This window comes from Nitratireductor sp. StC3 (assembly GCF_003015025.1).
Lineage (GTDB): Bacteria > Pseudomonadota > Alphaproteobacteria > Rhizobiales > Rhizobiaceae > Mangrovimarina > Mangrovimarina alexandrii.
Genome location: NZ_PYBP01000004.1, coordinates 46,879 through 66,496, shown reverse-complemented (window position 1 = coordinate 66,496; position 19,618 = coordinate 46,879). Strand labels below are relative to the sequence as shown.

Here is a 19,618-nt window from a genome sequence, read left to right as displayed (position 1 = left end):
GGGCAAGTCTTGGCCACACTCCTGCTCCAGGCCGCCGGCGCCTATCTCGGCGGTTTTCTGGGCGCGACCGGCGTCACCATCGGCACCGCCGCCGGCGCGCTCGCCGGCTATGCCCTGGACCGCTATGTGCTGGGCGGAACGCGCACGCGGGAAGGGCCGCGACTGAAAGGCGCGCAGCCCTTTTCCGCCGAGGAGGGGACACCCGTGCCCCGGCTATACGGCACCGCGCGGTTGGGAGGCACGCTGATCTGGGCGACGCGGTTCGAAGAAACCCGCACCTCCGAGCGCCAGGGCGGCAAGGGCGGTCCGCGCGTCACTTCCTACGCCTATTTCGCCAACGCGGCCTTCGCCCTGTGCGAGGGCGAGATCGCCACGATCCGCAGGGTGTGGGCCGACGGCCGCGAACTCGACCTGACCGCGGTCACCATGCGCCTTTATCGCGGCGGCGAGGACCAGCCGCCCGATCCGCTGATCGAGGCCAAGCAGGGCGCGGGCAACGCCCCGGCCTATCGCGGGACCGCCTATGTCGTGTTCGAACGCCTGCCGCTCGAGGCGTATGGCAACCGCCTGCCGCAGCTCCAGTTCGAAGTCATCCGCCCTGTCGGTCCGTTGTGCGGCCAGGTCCGCGCCGTCGCGCTGATTCCGGGTTCGACCCAGTTCGGCTATGCGCCGGACGAGGTCAGCCAGAGTATTCAGCTCGGCGAGGCCGGTCTCGTCAACCGGCACGTGCTCTACGCCGCCAGCGATTTCGAAGCCTCGCTCGACGAACTCGTCGCCACCTGCCCGAACCTGACAAATGTCGCCCTGGTGGCGACCTGGTTCGGCAACGATCTCAGAGCCGGAGAGTGCCGCATCCGGCCCGGCATCACCGACCCGTCGATCGCCGCCGCGTCGGCTCCCTGGGAAGCCGGCGGGCTCGGTCCGGCCGAGGCCGACATCGTCTCGCAGGACGCCGGCCGCGCCGCCTATGGCGGCACGCCGTCCGATCTGTCGGTCATCCAGGCGATCGGGGCCTTGAAGGCCCGCGGCCTGAAGGTCACGCTCTACCCCTTCATCATGATGGACGTGCCGGAAGGCAACACGCTGCCAGACCCTTATGGCGGCCCCGCCCAGGCGCGTTATCCATGGCGTGGCCGCATCACGTGCGATCCGGCGCCGGGTCGGCCTCAAAGCGCCGACAAGAGCGCCGCCGCGCGCGGCCAGGCCGATCTGTTCATGGGCGCGGCGACGGCGGCCGATTTTTCGATCGAAGACGGCTTGGCCCGCTATGCCGGCGATCCGCAGGAATGGGGCTATCGCCGTTTCGTGCTGCATTACGCGATGCTGACGCAGGCGGCCGGCGGCGTCGACGCCTTTCTGATCGGCTCCGAACTGCGCGGCCTGACGACGCTGCGCGACGAAACCGACGCTTTTCCGGTGGTCGAGGCGCTGTGCGATCTGGCGGCGCAGGTGCGTCTTGTCGTCGGCGCGCCGACCAAGATCAGCTACGGCGCGGATTGGAGCGAATATTTCGGCCACCAGCCGGCCGACGGCAGCGGCGACGTCTATTTCCATCTCGATCCGCTGTGGGCCCATCCGGCGATCGACGCGATCGGTATCGACAATTACCTGCCGCTGGCCGACTGGCGTGACGGCGATCATGCCGGAACCAGTCCCGATGGCGCGGCTGGCCCCTACGACGCCAAGGCGCTGCGGGCGGCGATCGCCGGCGGCGAACGGTTCGACTGGCACTATGTAAGCGAGGCGGCGCGCCTGATGCGCGAGCGCAGCGCCATCACCGACGGCGCCTACGGCAAGCCGTGGGTGTACCGTCCCAAGGATATCGTCTCGTGGTGGTCGAACCCGCATCATGACCGCCCGGGCGGGGTGGAGGCGGCGACGCCGACGGCCTTCGTGCCCCGCTCGAAGCCGATCTGGTTTACCGAACTCGGTTGTCCGGCCTGCGACAAGGGGCCGAACCAGCCCAACGTCTTCGTCGACCCCAAATCCGCCGAAAGCGCGTTGCCGCATTTTTCCAATGGCGGCCGCTCGGACCTGGCCCAGCACCGTTTCCTGCGCGCCCATCTCGACCATTGGGACGAGGCGGTCGCCGGTTTCGTCGAGACCGACAACCCGGTCTCGGGCGCCTATGGCGGCCGGATGATCGACCGGGACCGGATCTATCTGTGGGCTTGGGACGCCAGGCCCTTTCCCGTTTTTCCGCTGGCCAAGCATGTTTGGGGCGACGGCGGCAACTGGCCGCTCGGCCATTGGTTGAACGGCCGCCTTTCCAATCCGACGGTCGCCGATCTCGTCAACGCGGTTCTGGCCGACCACGGCCTGCCATCGGCCGACACCGCGGATGCCGGCGGCACGCTGGTCGGCTACGTGATCGGTCAACCCGCGACGGCACGTGCCGCGCTGGAGGAACTGGCGGATATCTATGGCCTGGCGGTGATCGAGGACGCCGATACGCTTGTCGTGCGCGACCTCGACACGGTGGCGGGCGCGGCGGTGGAGGTCGCCGATCTCGTCTGGCGCGAGCCCGAACCAGCGGTCACGCGAAGGCGTGCGCCGCGCCACGATCTGCCCGGCGAAGTGGTGCTCGCCTTTCGCGATCTGATGCGCGACTACCAGGCCGCGACCGTCCGCCATCTGCGTCCGGACGCCGGCAACAACCGCCAGGAGACTTTGTCCTTTTCGGGAAATCTGGAAGAGGGCCCGGCCCGGGCACTCGCACTCGACTGGCAGCGCCGGCAGTGGCGCGCACGCGAGACCGTCGCCTTTGCCGTGCCGGCGGGCGATCGCGGATTTGCCGCCGGATCGCTGGTGAGCCTGGCTCAGGCCGGTGTCGCCGGCGTTTTCCTGGTGACCGGGATCGAGGAGGAGCTGGTCCGCCGCGTCGAGGCGCGGCGCATCGAACGCGTGCCGAAAACGCCCGATATTCCCGCACGGCACGAGATACCCGCCCGGCTGCCGGATCCGCTCGCGGCCCCGTTCGCCATATTCCTGGACCTGCCGCTGACCACGGTCGCGGACGAGCCCCACCGGCACTTTCAGATCGCCGCCTGGTCGCGGCCGTGGCGCGCGCAGCGCGTGTTCGCCTCGCCGGAGGAGACCGGTTTCGACGAGCGCGCCGATCTCGACCGACCCGCGGTGACCGGCTCGCTCGCGGCCGATCTGGTCCAGGGGCCGGTCGGGCGCATCGACCGGGCAAACAGGCCGCATGTGTCGCTGCGCGGCGGCGCGCTCGCCAGCGTGTCGACCCTCCAGATGCTGAACGGTGCCAACGCGGCCGCCATCAGGGCCGACAACGGCGCGTGGGAGATTGTCCAGTTCGAGACGGCCGTCGAGACGGCGCCCAATATCTGGCAACTGGTCGGGTTGCTGCGCGGGCAGCTCGGCACCGAGGACGCGACGGCCGCCGGTGCCTCAGCCGGTGCGCCGTTCGTGCTGCTGGACGCAGCCGTCAGACCGGCAGGCTTGCGCGCGCGGGAGGTCGGCCTGCCGCTTCACTGGCTGATCGGTCCGGCCGGCGCGGATTTCGGCGGCTCGACCTTTTCGGCGGCCCATCTCGGTGGCGGTGTGCGCGCGGCCAAACCGCTGGCGCCGGTGCACCTCGCCGCCAGGCCGCAGCCAAGCGGCGACGTTGCGATACGTTGGATACGCCGCGGCCGGATCGCCGCCGACAGCTGGGAGCCCGCCGAAATCCCGCTCGGCGAGGAGGCGGAGGCCTACCGGGTCGAAATCCGCAATCCCGCCGGCGCCGTCGTGCGCGCCGCCGAAACGACCGTGCCGCACTGGACCTATCCGGCTGCCGACATCCTCGCCGATTTCGCCACCACGCCGGCCGAGGTCGATATCCTCGTCATGCAGAAAAAGGGTCTTGCCGGCGCACCGGGCCTGCGGGCGCTGCTGCGGACCGAAATCGGCTGAATGCGTCCGGCCTTCCTTTTCCCCCACCACAAAGGAGATATCCCCATGACCGCAACCAAACCCTGGTACATGTCGCGCACCGTCTGGGCTTCGTTGATCACCGTGCTGACGGGAACCGCCGGTTTGCTCGGTGTGCCGGTCGGCGCGCTCGACAACGCCGCGCTGACGGAGACCGTGCTGGAAACCGTCACCGCGATTTCGGGACTTTTCGCCCTTTTCGGCCGATTGTCGGCAACGGCGAAAATCGGTTAGGGTTGCCGCCGAAATCCGCAACGACGAGGCCGATCCCGGCTGAACGGGGGAGAAAGCGTGTCCGGAGCAGGCGACAGGGCCGATTCGAGCCGCGTATGTTCATTCCGCGTTCAGCCGGTCCCGGCTAGAAGAGCGCCATGAACGGTATTTGTCCCCATATCAGGAACGCGGTCCTGGCGCTTGCCGTGGCGACGGCCGGTCCCGCGCACGCGGCGATGCTCGCGCGGGCGCCGAGCGTGCCGGCCTATGTTCATACGATCGCGGCCGACTGCAACGCGATCGGCCAGTCGGTGGCCTCCAGCGCCGGCGGCCAGCTTCGCAAGGCCGTGACCGTCGACCAGGACGGGCGCACGGTGTGCGTCATCACCTATACGGTGCCGAGCAAGGACGGCAAGCCGCCGCGTCGCGTGCAGACCACCGTAAACGCGGGATAGAGGCCGACGAACCGCTTTTCCTCCCTGGCCGAAGCACGTTAGATAGGTCCGGGCACAATCGATGGCGTCGAGGACCTGATGCGCATACTCGTTGTCGAGGACGACAAGAATCTCAACCGACAAATCAGCGACGCCCTCGCCGAGGCGGGCTACGTCGTCGACACGGCCTATGATGGCGAGGAGGGGCACTTTCTCGGCGACACCGAGCCCTACGACGCCGTCATTCTGGATATCGGCCTGCCGGAAATGGACGGTCTCAGCGTCATCGAGCAATGGCGGCGCGACGGCAAGAAAATGCCGGTTCTGATGCTCACGGCGCGCGACCGCTGGAGCGACAAGGTCGCCGGCATCGATGCCGGCGCCGACGATTATGTCGCCAAACCCTTCCATATCGAGGAGGTGTTGGCACGGGTGCGCGCGCTGATCCGGCGCGCCGCCGGCCATGCCACCACCGAACTCGTGTGCGGCGGCCTCAGGCTCGACACCAAGACCTCGAAGGTCGACCTCGACGGGACGCCCGTAAAGCTGACCTCGCACGAATTCCGCCTGCTCGCCTATCTGATGCATCATATGGGCGAGGTGGTGTCGCGCACGGAACTGGTCGAGCATCTCTACGATCAGGATTTCGATCGCGATTCCAATACGGTCGAGGTGTTCGTCGGCCGCTTGCGCAAGAAGATCGGCAACGATCTGATCGAGACCGTGCGCGGCATGGGCTACCGCATGCACGGGCCCGCCGCATGAGCGCGTGCCCGGTCGGGAGCGGACAGCGGGCCGGGCACGGAGGATGAGGTTCGGGCCGCGCTCGCTTTCCCTTCGCGTCGTCACCTACTCCACCGTTTGGGCCATCGCCGCGCTCGTCGTCATCGCGACGCTGATCTCCGCGCTTTACCGCGATGCCGAGGAGCGCGGCTTCCGCGGGCTTCTGACGGCCCATCTCTACAGCGTCGTCACCGCCGTCAGCGTTGCCGAAGACGGCAGCCTGCGAGGGGCGCCGGAACTGTACGACCTCAAATTTACCCAGCCGGAATCCGGCTGGTACTGGGCCGTCGAACCGGTGTCGCCCGGGCTTGGCGGCGGCTTTCGCTCGCCTTCCATGACCCGCCCGATCCCGGCGCCGCCGGTGGCGGAAGTTCCCTTCGACAGCGAATTCCAGCGCCGCTACGAGACGACGGGTCCCGGCGGCGAGCGCATCGACGTTCTGGAAAACGATTTTATCCTCGACGCGCAAAACCGCGTCGCCCGCTTCCGCGTGATGGGCAATCGCAGCGAACTCGAACAGCAGATCAGCCAGTTCGAGCGACAGATCTACACCTATCTCGCGGTTTTCGGTGCCGGCATGATCGCCATCAACGCGCTGGCGATCCTGTTCGGCTTGCGTCCGCTCGACCAGGTGCGCAACGCACTCGCCCAGGTGCGCGAAGGCACCGCCACGAAGCTCGACGGGCGCTTCCCCTCCGAAATCGAGCCGCTGGCCAACGAGACCAACGCGCTGATCGAAAACAACCGCCGCATTCTGGAACGCGCCCGCACCCAGGTCGGCAATCTGGCCCATTCGCTGAAGACACCGGTTGCCGTGCTGCTCAACGAGGGACGCTCGATGGGCGGGCAGAAGGGCGACCTGATCGTCGAGCAGGCCGCCTCGATGCAGGAACAGGTCGAGCATTACCTCAAGCGCGCGCGCATCGCCGCCCAGCGCGACAGCGTTGTCTTTCGCACCCCGACACGCGACATCGTGGACCGACTGGTGCGGGTTTTCCGCAAGCTCAATCCGGCGGTGGCCGTCGAGAGCAGCTTTCCGGCCGAGGAGATCGTGTTTGCCGGCGAACGCGAGGACCTGGAGGAGATTTTGGGCAATCTCCTGGAAAATGCCGTGAAATGGGCCAAGTCGCGGGTCCGCGTGTCCCTGATGGCAGGCGCGGACAACCGCGAAAATTTCGAGATTTCGATCGAGGATGACGGGCCAGGCATTCCGCCGGACAAGGCGCGCGAGGCGCTCAAACGCGGCCGCCGGCTCGACGAAAGCAAACCCGGCACCGGGCTCGGTCTGGCCATCGTCGCCGATCTCGTCGGCGAATATGGCGGCACCATCGCGCTCGAGCGCGCGCAACTGGGCGGCCTGCGGGTCGCAATCGTGCTTCGCCAGGCCAGTTGACGACAATGTTGACGCGGCGTGATTGATGCGGCGCCAAATTTCGGCCAAAACTGACCGGTACGCGGAATCGATCGCCCTCGCCACCATCCGAAAAGGGAATGCAGGCCGGCCCATGAGACCGAATCTCTTGCTTGCGCTTGCCTGCGCCTTGCTGTCAGGATGCACCACCACCTCGCTTGGGCGGGTGACGCCCGGGCTGCAGTCGACCGCGTCGATCGAAAAGGCGATGGATGGCGGTCTGATCGGCCGCGAACTCGGCAAGGACTTGAATTCGCGCGACCGGCGGCTCGCGCTACAGGCCGAGTACACCGCGCTCGAGCACACGCCGGGCGGCAAGCCTGTGACCTGGAAAAGCGAGGGCGGGGCATGGTCGGGCGAAGTGGTCGCGGCCCAGCCCTATCGTGTCGGCAGTCAGGACTGCCGCCAGTACAGGCATGCGGTGACCGGCGGGTCCGGCACGCGCGAGGCGCGCGGTACCGCTTGTCGCAACGAGGACGGAAGCTGGACGCCTCTGACCTAGCCGGTTCGCCGCGGGCGAACCGTTCCGGGATCGGCGTCGGGGCGTCTCAGGGCCAAATCGCCGCATGCCGTGGCGATTGGCAGAACAGGCCGGCGGGTCTATGTGATTGGACATGGTGTTCTGGCTTTTTCTCGCGTTGCTGACGATCGCCGCCTCGCTCGCGGTCCTGCTGCCGCTTGCCCGCCGTCCGCAGACCCATGTGCCGGCCTCCGCCCACGACCTTGAAGTGTATCGCGACCAGCTCGCCGAGATCGAGCGCGACCGGCAGCGCGGCCTGATCGGCGAGAGCGAGGCCGAGGAAGCGCGCGCGGAGATCGGCCGCAGGATGATCAAGCTCGAGGCCGCCGGCACGGAGGGCAGCGCGCGCGCCTCCCGTTTCTTGCCGATCGTCGCCGCCGGCGCGGTGCTTGGCGTTCCGCTTTTGAGCTGGGGCGTGTACGCCACGATCGGCTCGCCCGACCTGCCGGCCCAGCCGCTCGCCCAGCGCCTGGAAAAGGACCCGCGCGACAACACGCTCGACGAATTGGTGGCGCGGGCCGAAGGCCATATTCGCGCCAACCCCGAGGACGGTCGCGGCTGGAACGTGCTCGCCCCGATCTATCTGCGCCTGAACCGACCCGAAGACGCGGTGATTGCCTATCGCAACGCGATCCGGCTTCTGGGCAGCGACGCGGCCCGCGAGACTGGACTGGGCGAGGCGCTGTTCGCCGAAGCCGGCGGCATCGTCACCAAAGAGTCCGCCGAGGCGTTCCGTCGCGCGCTTGAGGCAGGCGGCAACGACAATCCCAAGGCACGGTTCTACCTCGCCACGGCGCAGGCCCAGGAGGGCCGCCTGGAAGAGGCTGTCGCCGGCCTGACGGCGCTGATGGGCGACCTGCCGCAAGCCTCGCCTTGGCGCGGCGTGGTCGGCCAGGCGCTGGCGCGCGCGCAGGCCGAACTCGGCGCTCCGGTGGCCGGCGGGCCGTCCAGCGACGATGTCGCGGCGGCGGCGCAGATGAATGCCGAAGATCGCGCGGCCATGATCGAGACCATGGTGGCGAGCCTGGACGAGCGTCTGCGCGACAACCCCGCCGATGCGGATGGCTGGCGCCGGCTGGTGCGCTCCTACAGCGTGCTCGGCCGCAAGGACGACGCGCGCCAGGCGCTCGAACGCGGTCTCAAGGCCCTGGGGGCCGACAGCGAGGCCGGACAGGAATTGCGCGACTTTGCCGGAACGCTCGGCCTCGGCGCGGTGGAGTGAGCATGACACGCAAGCAGAAGAGATTGTCGATCATCGCCGGCGCGCTGGGTTTTCTCGGCGCGGCGACGGCGCTGACCTTTTATGCGCTCGGGCAAAAGACCTCCTATTTCTACATGCCCGCCGACATCGCGAACGCGGCGGTGCCGCCCGGCCAGCGTGTGCGCCTCGGCGGCCTGGTCGAGGACGGCTCGGTGGTGCGCGGCCAGGGCAGCCAGGTCTCCTTCGCCGTTGCCGATACCGAGAACCGGGTGCCTGTGGTCTATGTCGGCCTGTTGCCGGACCTGTTTCGCGAAGGGCAGGGCGTGGTCACCGAAGGCACGTTCGATGCCGGCGGCACGTTCGTGGCCGACAGCGTTTTGGCCAAACACGACGAAAACTACATGCCGAAGGAAGTCGCCGACAGCCTGAAGGAACAAGGCGTCTGGCAGCACGCCCAGGAGTAGCGCCATGATGATCGAGACCGGACATTTCGCCCTCGTGCTGGCTTTCGCGCTGTCGCTGGCCCAGGTGGTGCTGCCGCTCGTCGGCGCGCGGACCGGCGACGCCCGGCTGATGGCCACCGGACGGCCGGTCGCCATCACCTGCTTCGCGATGACGACACTGGCCTTCGCGGCCCTGGTCATGGCCTACGTGCTGTCGGATTTTTCGGTCGTCAACGTGTTCGAGAACTCGCACTCGCAAAAGCCGATGCTCTACAAGGTCACCGGCACATGGGGCAATCACGAGGGCTCCATGCTGTTGTGGGTGCTGATCCTGACCCTGTTCGGCGCCCTGGTCGCCGCGTTCGGGCGCAATTTGCCCGCAACCCTGCAGGCCACCGTGTTGTCGGTGCAGGGCATGGTCGGCGCGGCGTTTTTCCTGTTCATCCTGATGACCTCGAACCCGTTTGCCCGGCTCAATCCGGCGCCGATCGAGGGGCGCGATCTCAACCCGATCCTGCAGGATATCGGGCTCGCCATCCACCCACCGCTGCTTTACCTGGGCTATGTCGGCTTTTCGGTCTGTTTTTCCTTCGCCGTCGCCGCGCTGATCGAGGGACGCATCGACGCGGCCTGGGCGCGCTGGGTGCGGCCGTGGACGCTGGTCGCCTGGGTCTTTCTGACCGGCGGCATCGCCATGGGCTCGTTCTGGGCCTATTACGAGCTCGGCTGGGGCGGTTTCTGGTTCTGGGATCCGGTCGAGAACGCCTCCTTCATGCCATGGCTGGCCGGCACGGCGCTGCTGCATTCGGCGATCGTGATGGAAAAACGCGGCGCGCTGAAGATATGGACGCTTCTTCTGTCCATTCTCACCTTTTCGCTGTCCTTGCTCGGCACCTTCCTGGTGCGCTCTGGCGTGCTGACATCCGTGCACGCCTTCGCCAGCGATCCGAGCCGCGGCGTTTTCATCCTGGCGATCCTGGTGTTTTTCATCGGGGGGGCGCTGGCGCTGTTTGCCTGGCGTTCACAGTCGCTCGCCCCGGGCGGGCTTTTCCATCCGATCTCGCGCGAGGGCGCGCTGGTGCTCAACAATCTGTTTTTGAGCACGGCCACCGCCACGGTGCTGGTCGGCACGCTCTACCCGCTCGCCATCGAGGCGGTGACGGGCGACAAGATCTCGGTCGGCGAACCGTTTTTCAACCTGACCTTCGGCCCGGTCTTTGCCGTGCTTCTCGTCGCCGTGCCGTTCGGCCCGCTTCTGGCGTGGAAGCGCGGCGACCTGTTTGCCGCGGCGCAGCGCCTGACTGTGGCGTTCGCGCTCGCCGCGCTCGCCGGCATCCTGGCGCTGCTGTTTCTCGACAGGAACGCCGCGCTGGCCGCGCTCGGCATCGGCCTTGCCTTCTGGCTGGTCTTCGGCGCGCTGACCGACCTTGCGCTGCGCGCGGGCATCGGCAAGGTGACGCCGAGAACGGCGCTGCGCCGGCTCGTCGGCCTGCCGCGCTCGGCCCACGGCACGGCGCTCGCCCATCTCGGACTTGGCCTGTCGACGCTCGGCGTGGTCGCCGTCGTCACCCTGCAGACCGAAACGATCCTGACCATGAAGCCCGGCGAGACCGTCGACGTGGCCGATTATACGCTGCGCTTCGAGGCGCTCAGCCCGCATCGCGGCCCGAATTACACCGAAGACCAGGGCATCTTCCCGGTCTTCAACGCCGACGGCGACCGGATCGCCACCATCATGTCGTCGAAACGGCTCTACACGGCGCGCCGGATGCCGACCACGGAGGCCGGTATCGAGACGCTGGGTCTGAGCCAGCTCTACGTCTCGCTCGGCGACGAAACCGATGATGGCGGCGTCGTGGTGCGGATCTGGTGGAAGCCGCTGGTGACGCTGATCTGGCTCGGCGCGCTGGTGATGATGATAGGCGGAACCCTGTCGCTGGCCGACCGGCGCCTGCGCGTCGGCGCGCCGGCGCGTCCCAGGAAGGCCGAGCCGGCGGCCGCCGCTCCATGAGGCCGACGGCGCGCCATCTGGCCGCCGGGCTGTTGGTCCTGGCCTGGGCATGGGCCATCCCCGCCTTGGCCGTCGAGCCCGACGAGGTGCTCGACGATCCGGCACTGGAGGAGCGCGCGCGCGCGCTGTCGGTCAATCTGCGCTGCCTGGTGTGCCAGAACCAGTCGATCGACGATTCGAACGCCGAACTTGCCAAGGATCTGCGCGTTTTGGTGCGCGAGCGTCTGGTTGCCGGCGACAGCGACGAGGAGGTGATCGACTTCGTGGTCGCACGCTACGGCGAGTTCGTCCTGCTCAGGCCGCGCTTCAGCCTGCGCAATGCCGCGCTGTGGGCGACGCCGGCTGTGCTGCTTGTCGTCGGCGGCATGTTCATCTTCCTCAACAGTCGTGCCAAGCGATCCGGTCCGCTTCCGCTGAGCGCGGAGGAGCGGAAGAAACTCGACGCCATCCTGCGCAAGTCGCGCGACACGGACTGAGCCGGCCCGGCGACTGGTTCGGGCAAAGAGGAGTGCCATGAAGGAAACGATCGTGCGCGTGGATTTCGAGGGCCATTCGGGTGCCAAGCTGTCGGCGCGCCTCGATACGCCGAGCGGGCCGGTGCGCGCCTATGCGCTGTTTGCCCACTGCTTCACCTGTTCCAAGGATCTGGTCGCCGTGCGCCGGCTCGCTTCCGAACTGTCGCGTTCCGGGGTGGCGGTGCTGCGTTTCGACTTCACCGGGCTGGGCTCGTCGGAGGGCGAATTCGCCTCGACCGATTTTTCCTCCAACGTCGCCGACATTTTGTCGGCGGCCGCATTTCTGCGCGAGCGCTACGAGGCGCCGTCGCTGTTGATCGGTCATTCGCTCGGCGGCGCTGCCGTGCTGGCGGTCGCCAAGGACGTGCCCGAAGCCAAGGCCGTGGTCACCATTGGCGCCCCGGCCGACACCGGCCACGTGCTGAAGAATTTCGGCTCCAGCCTGTCGGAGATCGAGGCCAGGGGCGAGGCCGACGTGACGCTGGCCGGGCGCAGCTTCCGCATCGGCAAGAAATTCGTCGACGACGTTCGCGCGACCCATCTGGCCGACGCGATCGCGCGCATGAAAAAGCCGCTGCTCGTGCTGCACTCGCCCGTCGATGCCGTCGTCGGTATCGAAAACGCCACGACGATCTTCACCAGCGCCAAGCATCCCAAGAGCTTCGTGTCGCTCGACAAGGCCGATCATCTGCTCACCAATCCCGACGACGCCGAGTTTGCCGCCCAGGTGATCGTCGGCTGGGCCGGCCGCTATATGCGCCGCGACACGCCCCAGGGGACGGAGAATGTCGAGCATGTGCGGGTGACGGAAACCGGCGCCGGCAAGTTCCAGAACGCCGTCCAGGCCGGCCGCCACCGCCTGTTCGCCGACGAGCCCGAAAGCGTCGGCGGCCTGGACACGGGCCCGTCGCCGTATGATTTCCTGTCGATGGCGCTTGGCGCCTGCACCTCCATGACGCTGCGCATGTATGCCGATTTCAAGAAGCTCGAACTCGGCCGGGTCAGCGTCGACGTGTCCCATGCCAAGGTGCATGCGCGCGACTGCGAGGAATGCAGCGACAAGGAACGCTCCAACGGCGGCAAGATCGACCGCTTCGAACGGGTGATCACCGTCGACGGCGCGGTGCCCGAGGCGCTGGCGGACAAGATCGAGGAGATCGCCAACAAATGCCCCGTCCACCGCACGCTGGAGGCGCGCGCCAAGGTCAAGACGGTCGTCCGCACGGGCGCGTGACGGCAAGGACGTGACCCGGCCGGACGGCGAGGCCGCGCCTTGTCAACATTACCAAATTTTCATGCGACGGAAATGGTGCCGTAATGTGATGCCAACTACCTGTCGGGTCCAGAAGAGTTCATCGTGAACGTGGATCCGAAAGGAAACAGCATACCATGACTTCACCGCAAAACACTGCCTCCCGAACCAGCAAGCGGCTCCTGGCTGCGGTCGCCTCCGTCGCGGTCGCCTCGGCGGTCGGCTTTACCGCCATCACCTCCGGCACCCAGCCCGTCCTGGCCGAGGCGGTCAGGGTCGACGCGCCCGCCGCGCCCGGATTTGCCGACATCGTTGAGCGCGTCTCGCCGGCCGTCGTCAGCGTTCGGGTCAAGGCGAAGCTGCAGCCGGCGAACGATCGCGGTCCAGGCTCGTTTTTCGGCGGGCCGGGCTTCGACGACCTGCCGGACGGTCACCCGCTGAAGCGTTTCTTCCGCGAGTTCCGCGGCGACCGGTTCTTCGGGCCCGGGCCGCGCGGCGGCCGCCCCGAAGGACGCGGACGCGCCCGGCCCGTCTCCCAGGGCTCCGGCTTTTTCATCAGCGAAGACGGCTATCTCGTCACGAACAACCATGTCGTGGACGGCGGTTCCGAATTCACGGTGATGATGGATGACGGGACGGAAATCGACGCGACCCTGATCGGCACCGATCCGCGCACCGACTTGGCCGTGCTCAAGGTCGCTGAGGAGCGCAAATTCACCTATGTGGCCTTTGCCGACGACGCCAAGGTGCGGGTCGGCGACTGGGTGGTGGCCGTGGGCAACCCGTTCGGTCTCGGCGGCACGGTCACCGCCGGCATCGTCTCCGCGCGCGGCCGCGACATCGGCGCCGGCCCCTATGACGACTTCATCCAGATCGACGCTGCCGTCAATCGCGGCAATTCCGGCGGTCCGGCCTTCAATCTGAACGGCGAGGTGGTCGGCATCAACACCGCCATCTTCTCGCCCTCGGGCGGCAATGTCGGCATTGCCTTCGCCATTCCCGCCTCGATCGCCAACGAGGTCGTCAAGGAACTGATCGAAGATGGCACGGTCGATCGCGGCTGGCTCGGTGTCCAGATCCAGCCGGTTACCGACGATATCGCCGAATCGCTCGGCCTGGCCGAAAACAAGGGCGCGCTGGTCACCGAACCGCAATCCGACGGCCCGGCGTTCGCCGCCGGCATCAAGCCGGGCGACGTGATTGTCGACGTCGACGGCAAGGAGGTGGCCTCGCCGCGCGAACTCGCCCGCCTGATCGGCGGCATGACGCCCGGCACCAAGACCGAGATCACGGTGTGGCGCAATGGCGAGAGCCAGAAGATCGCGGTCGAGCTGACCGAGATGCCGGGCGTGGAAAAGCAGGCCGCCCTGCAGACCGACGAGCAGTCCGAAGGCGATCTTCTGGAGAATTTCGGCCTGACCGTCACTGCCGCCGACAGCGGCGAGGGCGTGGTCGTGACCGCGGTCGAGCCGGGCAGCGCCGCCGCCGATCGCGGCATCCGCTCCGGCGATATCGTGGTGGCGGTGAATTCCGTACCCGTCGACAGCGCCGACGCCGTCGAAAAAGCGGTGGCGGAGGCCTCGCGCGCCGGGCGCAAGGCGGTGCTGTTCCAGTTGCAGCGCGACGACACCAACCGTTTCGTCGCCCTGCCGGTCGCCCGCGGCTGACGGGGTAGACCAAGCCGGGCGTCCGGGCTTTTGGCCGCGGCGCCCGCCAAAGACGGTTCAAGGCACCGGGCCGCCTCGCCGCGGCCCGGTGCGCGTTGCAAGACTTGTGTCGTATAAGGCCGCCATGAAGATTCTGCTGATCGAGGACGACCGCGAGGCGGCCGATTATCTGGAGCGGGCCCTGAACGAGGCCGGCCACACCACGCATGTGGCCGGCGACGGCGAAACCGGTTTTACGCTCGCCGACGGCGGCGACTACGACGTGTTGATCGTCGACCGCATGCTGCCGCGCCGCGACGGCCTGTCGGTGGTGGCCGGCCTGCGGGCGCGCGGGCAACGCATGCCTGTCCTGATCCTGTCCGCGCTCGGCGAGGTCGACGACCGCGTGACCGGCCTCAAGGCCGGCGGCGACGACTATCTCACCAAGCCGTTTGCCCTGTCCGAGCTTCTGGCCCGCATCGAGGTGCTCAACCGGCGTGCCGGCGCCGGCGACGTGGAAACCGTCTACCGGGCCGGCGACCTCGAGCTCGACCGGCTGTCGCACACGGTGCGCCGCGCCGGCCGCGAGATCGCCCTGCAGCCGCGCGAATTCCGGCTGCTGGAATATCTGATGCGTCACGCCGGCCAGGTGGTGACCCGCACCATGCTTCTGGAAAATGTCTGGGATTATCATTTCGATCCCCAGACCAATGTCATCGATGTGCACGTGTCGCGCTTGCGCGGCAAGATCGAAAAGGGCTTCGACAAGCCGCTCCTGCACACGGTGCGCGGCGCCGGCTACATGCTGAAAGCCGGCTGACGATGCGGCTGCCGGCCATCATGAAGACGACGGCCGCGCGGCTTTCCGCGCTCTATCTGCTTTTGTTCGGCGCCTGCGCGGTGCTTCTGGTCATTTACATGACCTCGATCTCCGTGCGCATCATCGCCGCCCAGAACCAGGAAACCATCCAGGAGGAGGCGCGCAATCTGGCACGCGCCTACGAGCGCGGCGGCATTCCCCGGCTCGTGCGTGTTGTCGAGCAGCGCGCGCGCCAGCCCGGCGCCAATCTCTATCTGATCGCCGATCCCAATGGCCGCATCCTGTCTGGCAATGTCGAAAGCCTGCAGCCGGGCGTGCTCGAGCTGGAAGGCTGGACCCAGCGCCCCTTCGCCTATGAGCGCTACGGCGACAACGGGCTTGGCCAGCGCGCGCCGGCGCCCGAGACCGCGCGCGGACGTCTGGCGCATACCGCCATGGCGCTGGTCATCCGCCTGCCCAACCGCATGATCCTGCTCGTCGGCCGCGATCTCGGCGAGCCGGAGCGCTTCCGCCGGGTGGTCCAGCGCGCGCTGATCCTCGCGCTCGCCTTCATGGGCATCGGCGCCTTCGTGATCTGGTTTTTCGTCGGCCGCGCCGCGCTGCGCCGCATCGACAGTATTTCCGCGGCGAGCCAGCGCATCATGGGCGGCGACCTTTCCGGCCGGCTGCCGGTCAGCGCGGCCGGGGACGAATTCGACCGGCTCTCCGACAATCTCAACGCCATGCTGACGCGCATCTCGGCCCTCAACGAGGGGCTGAAACAGGTCTCCGACAACATCGCCCACGACCTGAAGACGCCGCTGACCAGGCTGCGCCAGCGCGCCGAATCCGCCCTGGCCGGCTCCAAGGACAAGGCCGCGCTGCGCGAGGCGCTGGAGGCGGCGATCGCCGAATCGGACCAGCTCATTCGCACCTTCAACGCCATCTTGATGATTTCGCGGCTGGAGGCCGGCTATTCGGCCGAATCGACCGACCGGATCGATCTCGCCGGCATCATCGCCGACGTGGCCGAACTCTACGAGCCGGTCGCCGAGGAACGCGGCGTCGCGCTCAAAACCCGGATCGCCGGGCCGCAGACCGTGACGGCCAATCGCGAGCTCGTCGCCCAGGCCTTGTCAAACGTGGTCGACAACGCGATCAAGTATTGTGCGGGGCACGCCACGGCGCCGGCCGTGTCGATCGCGCTGGAGAAAACCGAAGGGGAGGTGCGCATCGTGATCGCAGATAACGGCCCGGGCATTCCCGCCGGCGACCGCAAGCGCGCCACCGAGCGGTTCGTGCGCCTCGAGGCGAGCCGCTCCCAGCCGGGTTCCGGCCTTGGGCTGAGCCTGGCCCGTGCCGTCATGACCTTTCATCGCGGGCGGCTCGAGCTCGCCGATGCCGATCCCGGCCTGAAAGTGGCGATGATCTTTCCCGCCGCGGGCGCGGCATCGTGAGTGCCGCCGGCGACAGACCGCGCGACGACGGCCGCGCCTGGTTCGGCGCGCCGGCGCGTGCGATCAACGCACCGTCGGCCGAAGAGGCAGCCGAGCAGCTCGAAGCGCTCGGCGAATCCGCGCGCGAGGCCGATCTGCCGCGACTGGCCGCGCTTGCCGGCTCCGATACGCCGCTCGCCGCCTTTCTGGCGGGTGTGTTCGCCCTGTCGCCCTATTTGCGCGACGTCGCCCGGCGCGACCCGGCGATCCTGGAGCGCCTGTTCGAGCAGCAGGCGGATGCAAGGCTCGAAACCCTGTTCGGCGAGATCGAAAACCTCGCATGCGGCGGCGATGCGACCGAGGCCGGCCTGATGGCGCAGTTGCGCCGGCTGAAGGCCGAGGCGCATTTTTTGATCGCGCTGTGCGACATTGCCGGCGCCTGCGATACCCGCACAACGGTCATGCGGTTGAGCCGCCTGGCCGACGCTGCGATTGGCGCGGCGGTCCGCTTCCTGCTGCGCGAGGCGCACGACAAGGGCAAGCTCGCTCTGCCCGACCCGGACGATCCCGAAACCGGCTCGGGCTGGGTGCTGCTAGGCATGGGCAAGCTCGGCGCGCACGAGCTCAACTTTTCCTCCGACATCGACCTGATCGCGTTTTTCGACCCCGAGGCGCCGGCGGTCGGCGACCCTTATGAGGCGACGAACCTGTTTTCACGGCTGACGCGCCGGTTGGTGCGTATCCTGCAGGACCGCACCGAGCACGGCTACGTCTTCCGCACCGATCTGCGCCTGCGGCCCGATCCCGGCTCGACCCCGCTCGCCATTCCGGTCGAGGCGGCGCTCAACTATTACGAAAGCCGCGGGCAGAACTGGGAACGCGCGGCCATGATCAAGGCGCGCCCGGTCGCCGGCGACCGCAAGGTGGCGGCGCATGTGCTCAAGGAGCTGACGCCCTATGTCTGGCGCAAATATATGGACTACGCCGCGATCGCCGACGTCCATTCGATCAAACGCCAGATCCATGCTCACAAGGGGCACGGCGAGATCGCCGTGCGCGGCCACAACGTCAAGCTCGGCCGCGGCGGCATCCGCGAGATCGAGTTTTTCGTCCAGACCCAGCAACTGATCGCCGGCGGCCGGTTTCCGGAACTGCGCGGACGCGAAACGGTGCCGATGCTCGCCTGTCTGGCCGAACGGGGCTGGATCTCGGACGAGGCGCGCGACACGCTGTCGGCGCGCTACTGGTTCCTGCGCGACATCGAACACGCGCTGCAGATGATGACCGACGAACAGACCCATACGCTGCCGGAGGACGACGGCGGGCTCGAGCGGGTTGCGCGGCTGCGCGGCTTCGCCTCCATCGGGGATTTTTCGCAGGCGTTCCGGGCCGCGCTCAAGGATGTGGAAGATCATTATGCCGCGCTGTTCGAAAGCGCCCCCCAACTGTCCAGCGGCGTCGGCAACCTGGTCTTCACCGGCGATGTCGACGATCCCGGCACGCTCGAGACGCTGAGCAATCTGGGCTTCGAACGGCCGAGCGACATTTGCCGCGTCATCCGCACCTGGCATTTCGGCCGCTATCGCGCCACCCAGTCGGCCGAAGCGCGCGAAAGGCTGACCGAGCTGACGCCGGCGCTGCTGGAGGCCTTCGGCGCCACCAGGCGGGCCGACGAGGCGATCCTGCGCTTCGACGAGTTCATGCGCGGCCTGCCGGCCGGCATCCAGCTTTTCTCGCTGCTGCAGTCCAATCCCGGCTTGTTGCGGCTGCTCGCCACCATCATGGGCGCCGCGCCGCGTCTGGCCGCCATCATCACCCGCCGTCCGCACGTCTTCGACGGCCTGCTCGATCCCGGCTTGTTGTCTGAACTGCCCAACAAGGCCTATCTGGCCGCCCGGCTCGACGCCTTTCTGGCGGGCGCGGTCGCCTATGAGGAGACGCTCGACCGGCTGCGCATTTTCGCCGCCGAACAGAAATTCTTGATCGGCATGCGGCTTTTGACCGGCGCGATCGACGCGACCCGCGCCGGCAAGGCGTTCTCCGATCTCGCCGATCTGACGATCGGTGCCGCGCTCGACGCGGTCTCGGCCGAATTCGCCAGCCGCCACGGCACGGTTTCCGGCGGCCGCGTCGCCATATTGGGCATGGGTAAGCTCGGCAGCCGCGAATTGACCGCGGGCTCGGATGTCGATTTGATCCTGCTTTACGACCATGACGAGAAGGCCGAGGATTCCTCCGGCGCCAGGCCGCTCGCGCCGTCGCACTATTTCGCCCGTTTCACGCAACGGCTGATCGCCGCCGTCTCCGCGCCGACGGCCGAGGGCGTGCTCTACGAGCTCGATCTGCGCCTGCGGCCGTCCGGCAACAAGGGCCCGGTCGCCACCCATATCGACGCGTTCCGCAACTATCAGCGCAAGGACGCCTGGACCTGGGAGCGCATGGCGCTGACCCGCGCGCGCGTCGTGGCCGGCGATCCCGGTTTTGGCGAGGCGGTGGCGGCGGAAGTCGAGGCGCTGCTCGCGATGCCGAGCGACAGGCAGAAGGTGTTCGGCGACGCCCGCGATATGCGCGCGCTGATCGAGGACGAAAAGCCGCCGCGCGGCCTGTGGGACCTGAAGCTCGTTCCCGGCGGTCTGATCGACCTCGAATTCATCGCCCAGACGGCCGTGCTGACCGGCGGATTGGCCGGCGAGCGCTCGACGGCGACCGCGGACCTGCTTGCACGCCTGGCGCCGGATTTCTGCGCACCGCAAATGCGCGACGAGCTGGTCGAGGCGTTTGCCCTGTTCATGGGGCTGACCCAGGTGACGCGGCTTTGCCTGACCGGCGAGATCGAACCGGACGACATGCCGCCGGGTTTGGCCGATCTGATGCTGCGCAACACCGATCTGCCCGAACTGAAGATATTGGAGGCGCATATCGAAGAGACGTCACGGCGCGTTCGCACCCATTTCGACGCGCTGTTTCGTGGGACGCATGGCTGAAAGCCGGGATGCACGGCCATGCTCCGTTCGCAACGGG

15 protein-coding genes are annotated in these 19,618 nt (G+C 67.7%); all 15 read left to right on the top strand.

Annotated elements, in window-relative coordinates:
* The first annotated feature begins 9 nt into the window (after window positions 1–9).
* Complete coding sequence (locus C7T96_RS09700; RefSeq protein ID WP_106571033.1) at window positions 10–3,915, top strand: glycoside hydrolase TIM-barrel-like domain-containing protein; 3,906 nt, start codon at window positions 10–12, stop codon at window positions 3,913–3,915.
* A 45-nt stretch (window positions 3,916–3,960) separates the two neighbouring features.
* On the top strand, window positions 3,961–4,167 hold the full coding sequence (locus C7T96_RS09695; protein WP_106571032.1) for a hypothetical protein: 207 nt from the start codon (window positions 3,961–3,963) through the stop codon (window positions 4,165–4,167).
* A 137-nt stretch (window positions 4,168–4,304) separates the two neighbouring features.
* The gene (locus C7T96_RS09690; protein WP_106571031.1) at window positions 4,305–4,601 is read left to right on the top strand and encodes a hypothetical protein; all 297 of its coding nucleotides are present in this window, start codon (window positions 4,305–4,307) and stop codon (window positions 4,599–4,601) included.
* A gap of 78 nt (window positions 4,602–4,679) precedes the next feature.
* Window positions 4,680–5,345, top strand: a complete 666-nt coding sequence (locus C7T96_RS09685) for a response regulator transcription factor (protein ID WP_106571030.1) — start codon at window positions 4,680–4,682, stop codon at window positions 5,343–5,345.
* 43 nt (window positions 5,346–5,388) lie between these two features.
* Entirely contained in the window at window positions 5,389–6,756 is a 1,368-nt protein-coding gene (locus C7T96_RS09680; protein ID WP_106571029.1) for an ATP-binding protein, read from the top strand.
* Between the two features lie 112 nt (window positions 6,757–6,868).
* A complete protein-coding gene (locus C7T96_RS09675; RefSeq protein WP_106571028.1) occupies window positions 6,869–7,276 on the top strand; it encodes a hypothetical protein in 408 nt (135 codons plus the stop codon).
* 112 nt (window positions 7,277–7,388) lie between these two features.
* Window positions 7,389–8,516: a c-type cytochrome biogenesis protein CcmI gene (ccmI, locus tag C7T96_RS09670; RefSeq protein ID WP_106571027.1), complete on the top strand. Its 1,128-nt coding sequence runs from the start codon at window positions 7,389–7,391 to the stop codon at window positions 8,514–8,516.
* A gap of 2 nt (window positions 8,517–8,518) precedes the next feature.
* Entirely contained in the window at window positions 8,519–8,959 is a 441-nt protein-coding gene (gene ccmE / locus C7T96_RS09665) for a cytochrome c maturation protein CcmE (RefSeq protein ID WP_106571026.1), read from the top strand.
* Window positions 8,960–8,966: 7 nt separating this feature from the next.
* The gene (locus C7T96_RS09660; RefSeq protein WP_106571412.1) at window positions 8,967–10,949 is read left to right on the top strand and encodes a heme lyase CcmF/NrfE family subunit; all 1,983 of its coding nucleotides are present in this window, start codon (window positions 8,967–8,969) and stop codon (window positions 10,947–10,949) included.
* Window positions 10,946–11,425, top strand: a complete 480-nt coding sequence (locus C7T96_RS09655) for a cytochrome c-type biogenesis protein (protein WP_106571025.1) — start codon at window positions 10,946–10,948, stop codon at window positions 11,423–11,425. The genes C7T96_RS09660 and C7T96_RS09655 overlap by 4 nt, the downstream gene beginning before the upstream one ends.
* A 37-nt stretch (window positions 11,426–11,462) precedes the next feature.
* Window positions 11,463–12,698 (top strand): bifunctional alpha/beta hydrolase/OsmC family protein, encoded by a 1,236-nt coding sequence (locus tag C7T96_RS09650; protein WP_106571024.1) that lies wholly within the window; start codon window positions 11,463–11,465, stop codon window positions 12,696–12,698.
* A gap of 155 nt (window positions 12,699–12,853) precedes the next feature.
* Window positions 12,854–14,383 (top strand): Do family serine endopeptidase, encoded by a 1,530-nt coding sequence (locus tag C7T96_RS09645; RefSeq protein WP_106571023.1) that lies wholly within the window; start codon window positions 12,854–12,856, stop codon window positions 14,381–14,383.
* A 124-nt stretch (window positions 14,384–14,507) separates the two neighbouring features.
* On the top strand, window positions 14,508–15,182 hold the full coding sequence (locus tag C7T96_RS09640; protein ID WP_106571022.1) for a response regulator transcription factor: 675 nt from the start codon (window positions 14,508–14,510) through the stop codon (window positions 15,180–15,182).
* Window positions 15,179–16,618 carry an ATP-binding protein gene (locus C7T96_RS09635; protein ID WP_106571021.1) on the top strand — a complete coding sequence of 480 codons (1,440 nt, stop codon included), beginning with the start codon at window positions 15,179–15,181 and terminating at the stop codon, window positions 16,616–16,618. Before C7T96_RS09640 ends, C7T96_RS09635 begins: the two co-directional genes overlap by 4 nt.
* Window positions 16,615–19,581 (top strand): bifunctional [glutamine synthetase] adenylyltransferase/[glutamine synthetase]-adenylyl-L-tyrosine phosphorylase, encoded by a 2,967-nt coding sequence (locus C7T96_RS09630; protein WP_106571020.1) that lies wholly within the window; start codon window positions 16,615–16,617, stop codon window positions 19,579–19,581. The genes C7T96_RS09635 and C7T96_RS09630 overlap by 4 nt, the downstream gene beginning before the upstream one ends.
* The last annotated feature ends 37 nt before the right edge of the window (window positions 19,582–19,618 follow it).

What these genes read in the sequence shown, in the direction of transcription:
- C7T96_RS09695 (WP_106571032.1), top strand. Translation starts at nt 3,961, where the DNA reads ATGACCGCAACCAAACCCTGGTACATGTCGCGCACCGTCTGGGCTTCG.
- C7T96_RS09690 (WP_106571031.1), top strand. Translation starts at nt 4,305, where the DNA reads ATGAACGGTATTTGTCCCCATATCAGGAACGCGGTCCTGGCGCTTGCC.
- C7T96_RS09685 (WP_106571030.1), top strand. Translation starts at nt 4,680, where the DNA reads ATGCGCATACTCGTTGTCGAGGACGACAAGAATCTCAACCGACAAATC.
- C7T96_RS09680 (WP_106571029.1), top strand. Translation starts at nt 5,389, where the DNA reads ATGAGGTTCGGGCCGCGCTCGCTTTCCCTTCGCGTCGTCACCTACTCC.
- C7T96_RS09675 (WP_106571028.1), top strand. Translation starts at nt 6,869, where the DNA reads ATGAGACCGAATCTCTTGCTTGCGCTTGCCTGCGCCTTGCTGTCAGGA.
- ccmI (WP_106571027.1), top strand. Translation starts at nt 7,389, where the DNA reads ATGGTGTTCTGGCTTTTTCTCGCGTTGCTGACGATCGCCGCCTCGCTC.
- ccmE (WP_106571026.1), top strand. Translation starts at nt 8,519, where the DNA reads ATGACACGCAAGCAGAAGAGATTGTCGATCATCGCCGGCGCGCTGGGT.
- C7T96_RS09660 (WP_106571412.1), top strand. Translation starts at nt 8,967, where the DNA reads ATGATCGAGACCGGACATTTCGCCCTCGTGCTGGCTTTCGCGCTGTCG.
- C7T96_RS09655 (WP_106571025.1), top strand. Translation starts at nt 10,946, where the DNA reads ATGAGGCCGACGGCGCGCCATCTGGCCGCCGGGCTGTTGGTCCTGGCC.
- C7T96_RS09650 (WP_106571024.1), top strand. Translation starts at nt 11,463, where the DNA reads ATGAAGGAAACGATCGTGCGCGTGGATTTCGAGGGCCATTCGGGTGCC.
- C7T96_RS09645 (WP_106571023.1), top strand. Translation starts at nt 12,854, where the DNA reads ATGACTTCACCGCAAAACACTGCCTCCCGAACCAGCAAGCGGCTCCTG.
- C7T96_RS09640 (WP_106571022.1), top strand. Translation starts at nt 14,508, where the DNA reads ATGAAGATTCTGCTGATCGAGGACGACCGCGAGGCGGCCGATTATCTG.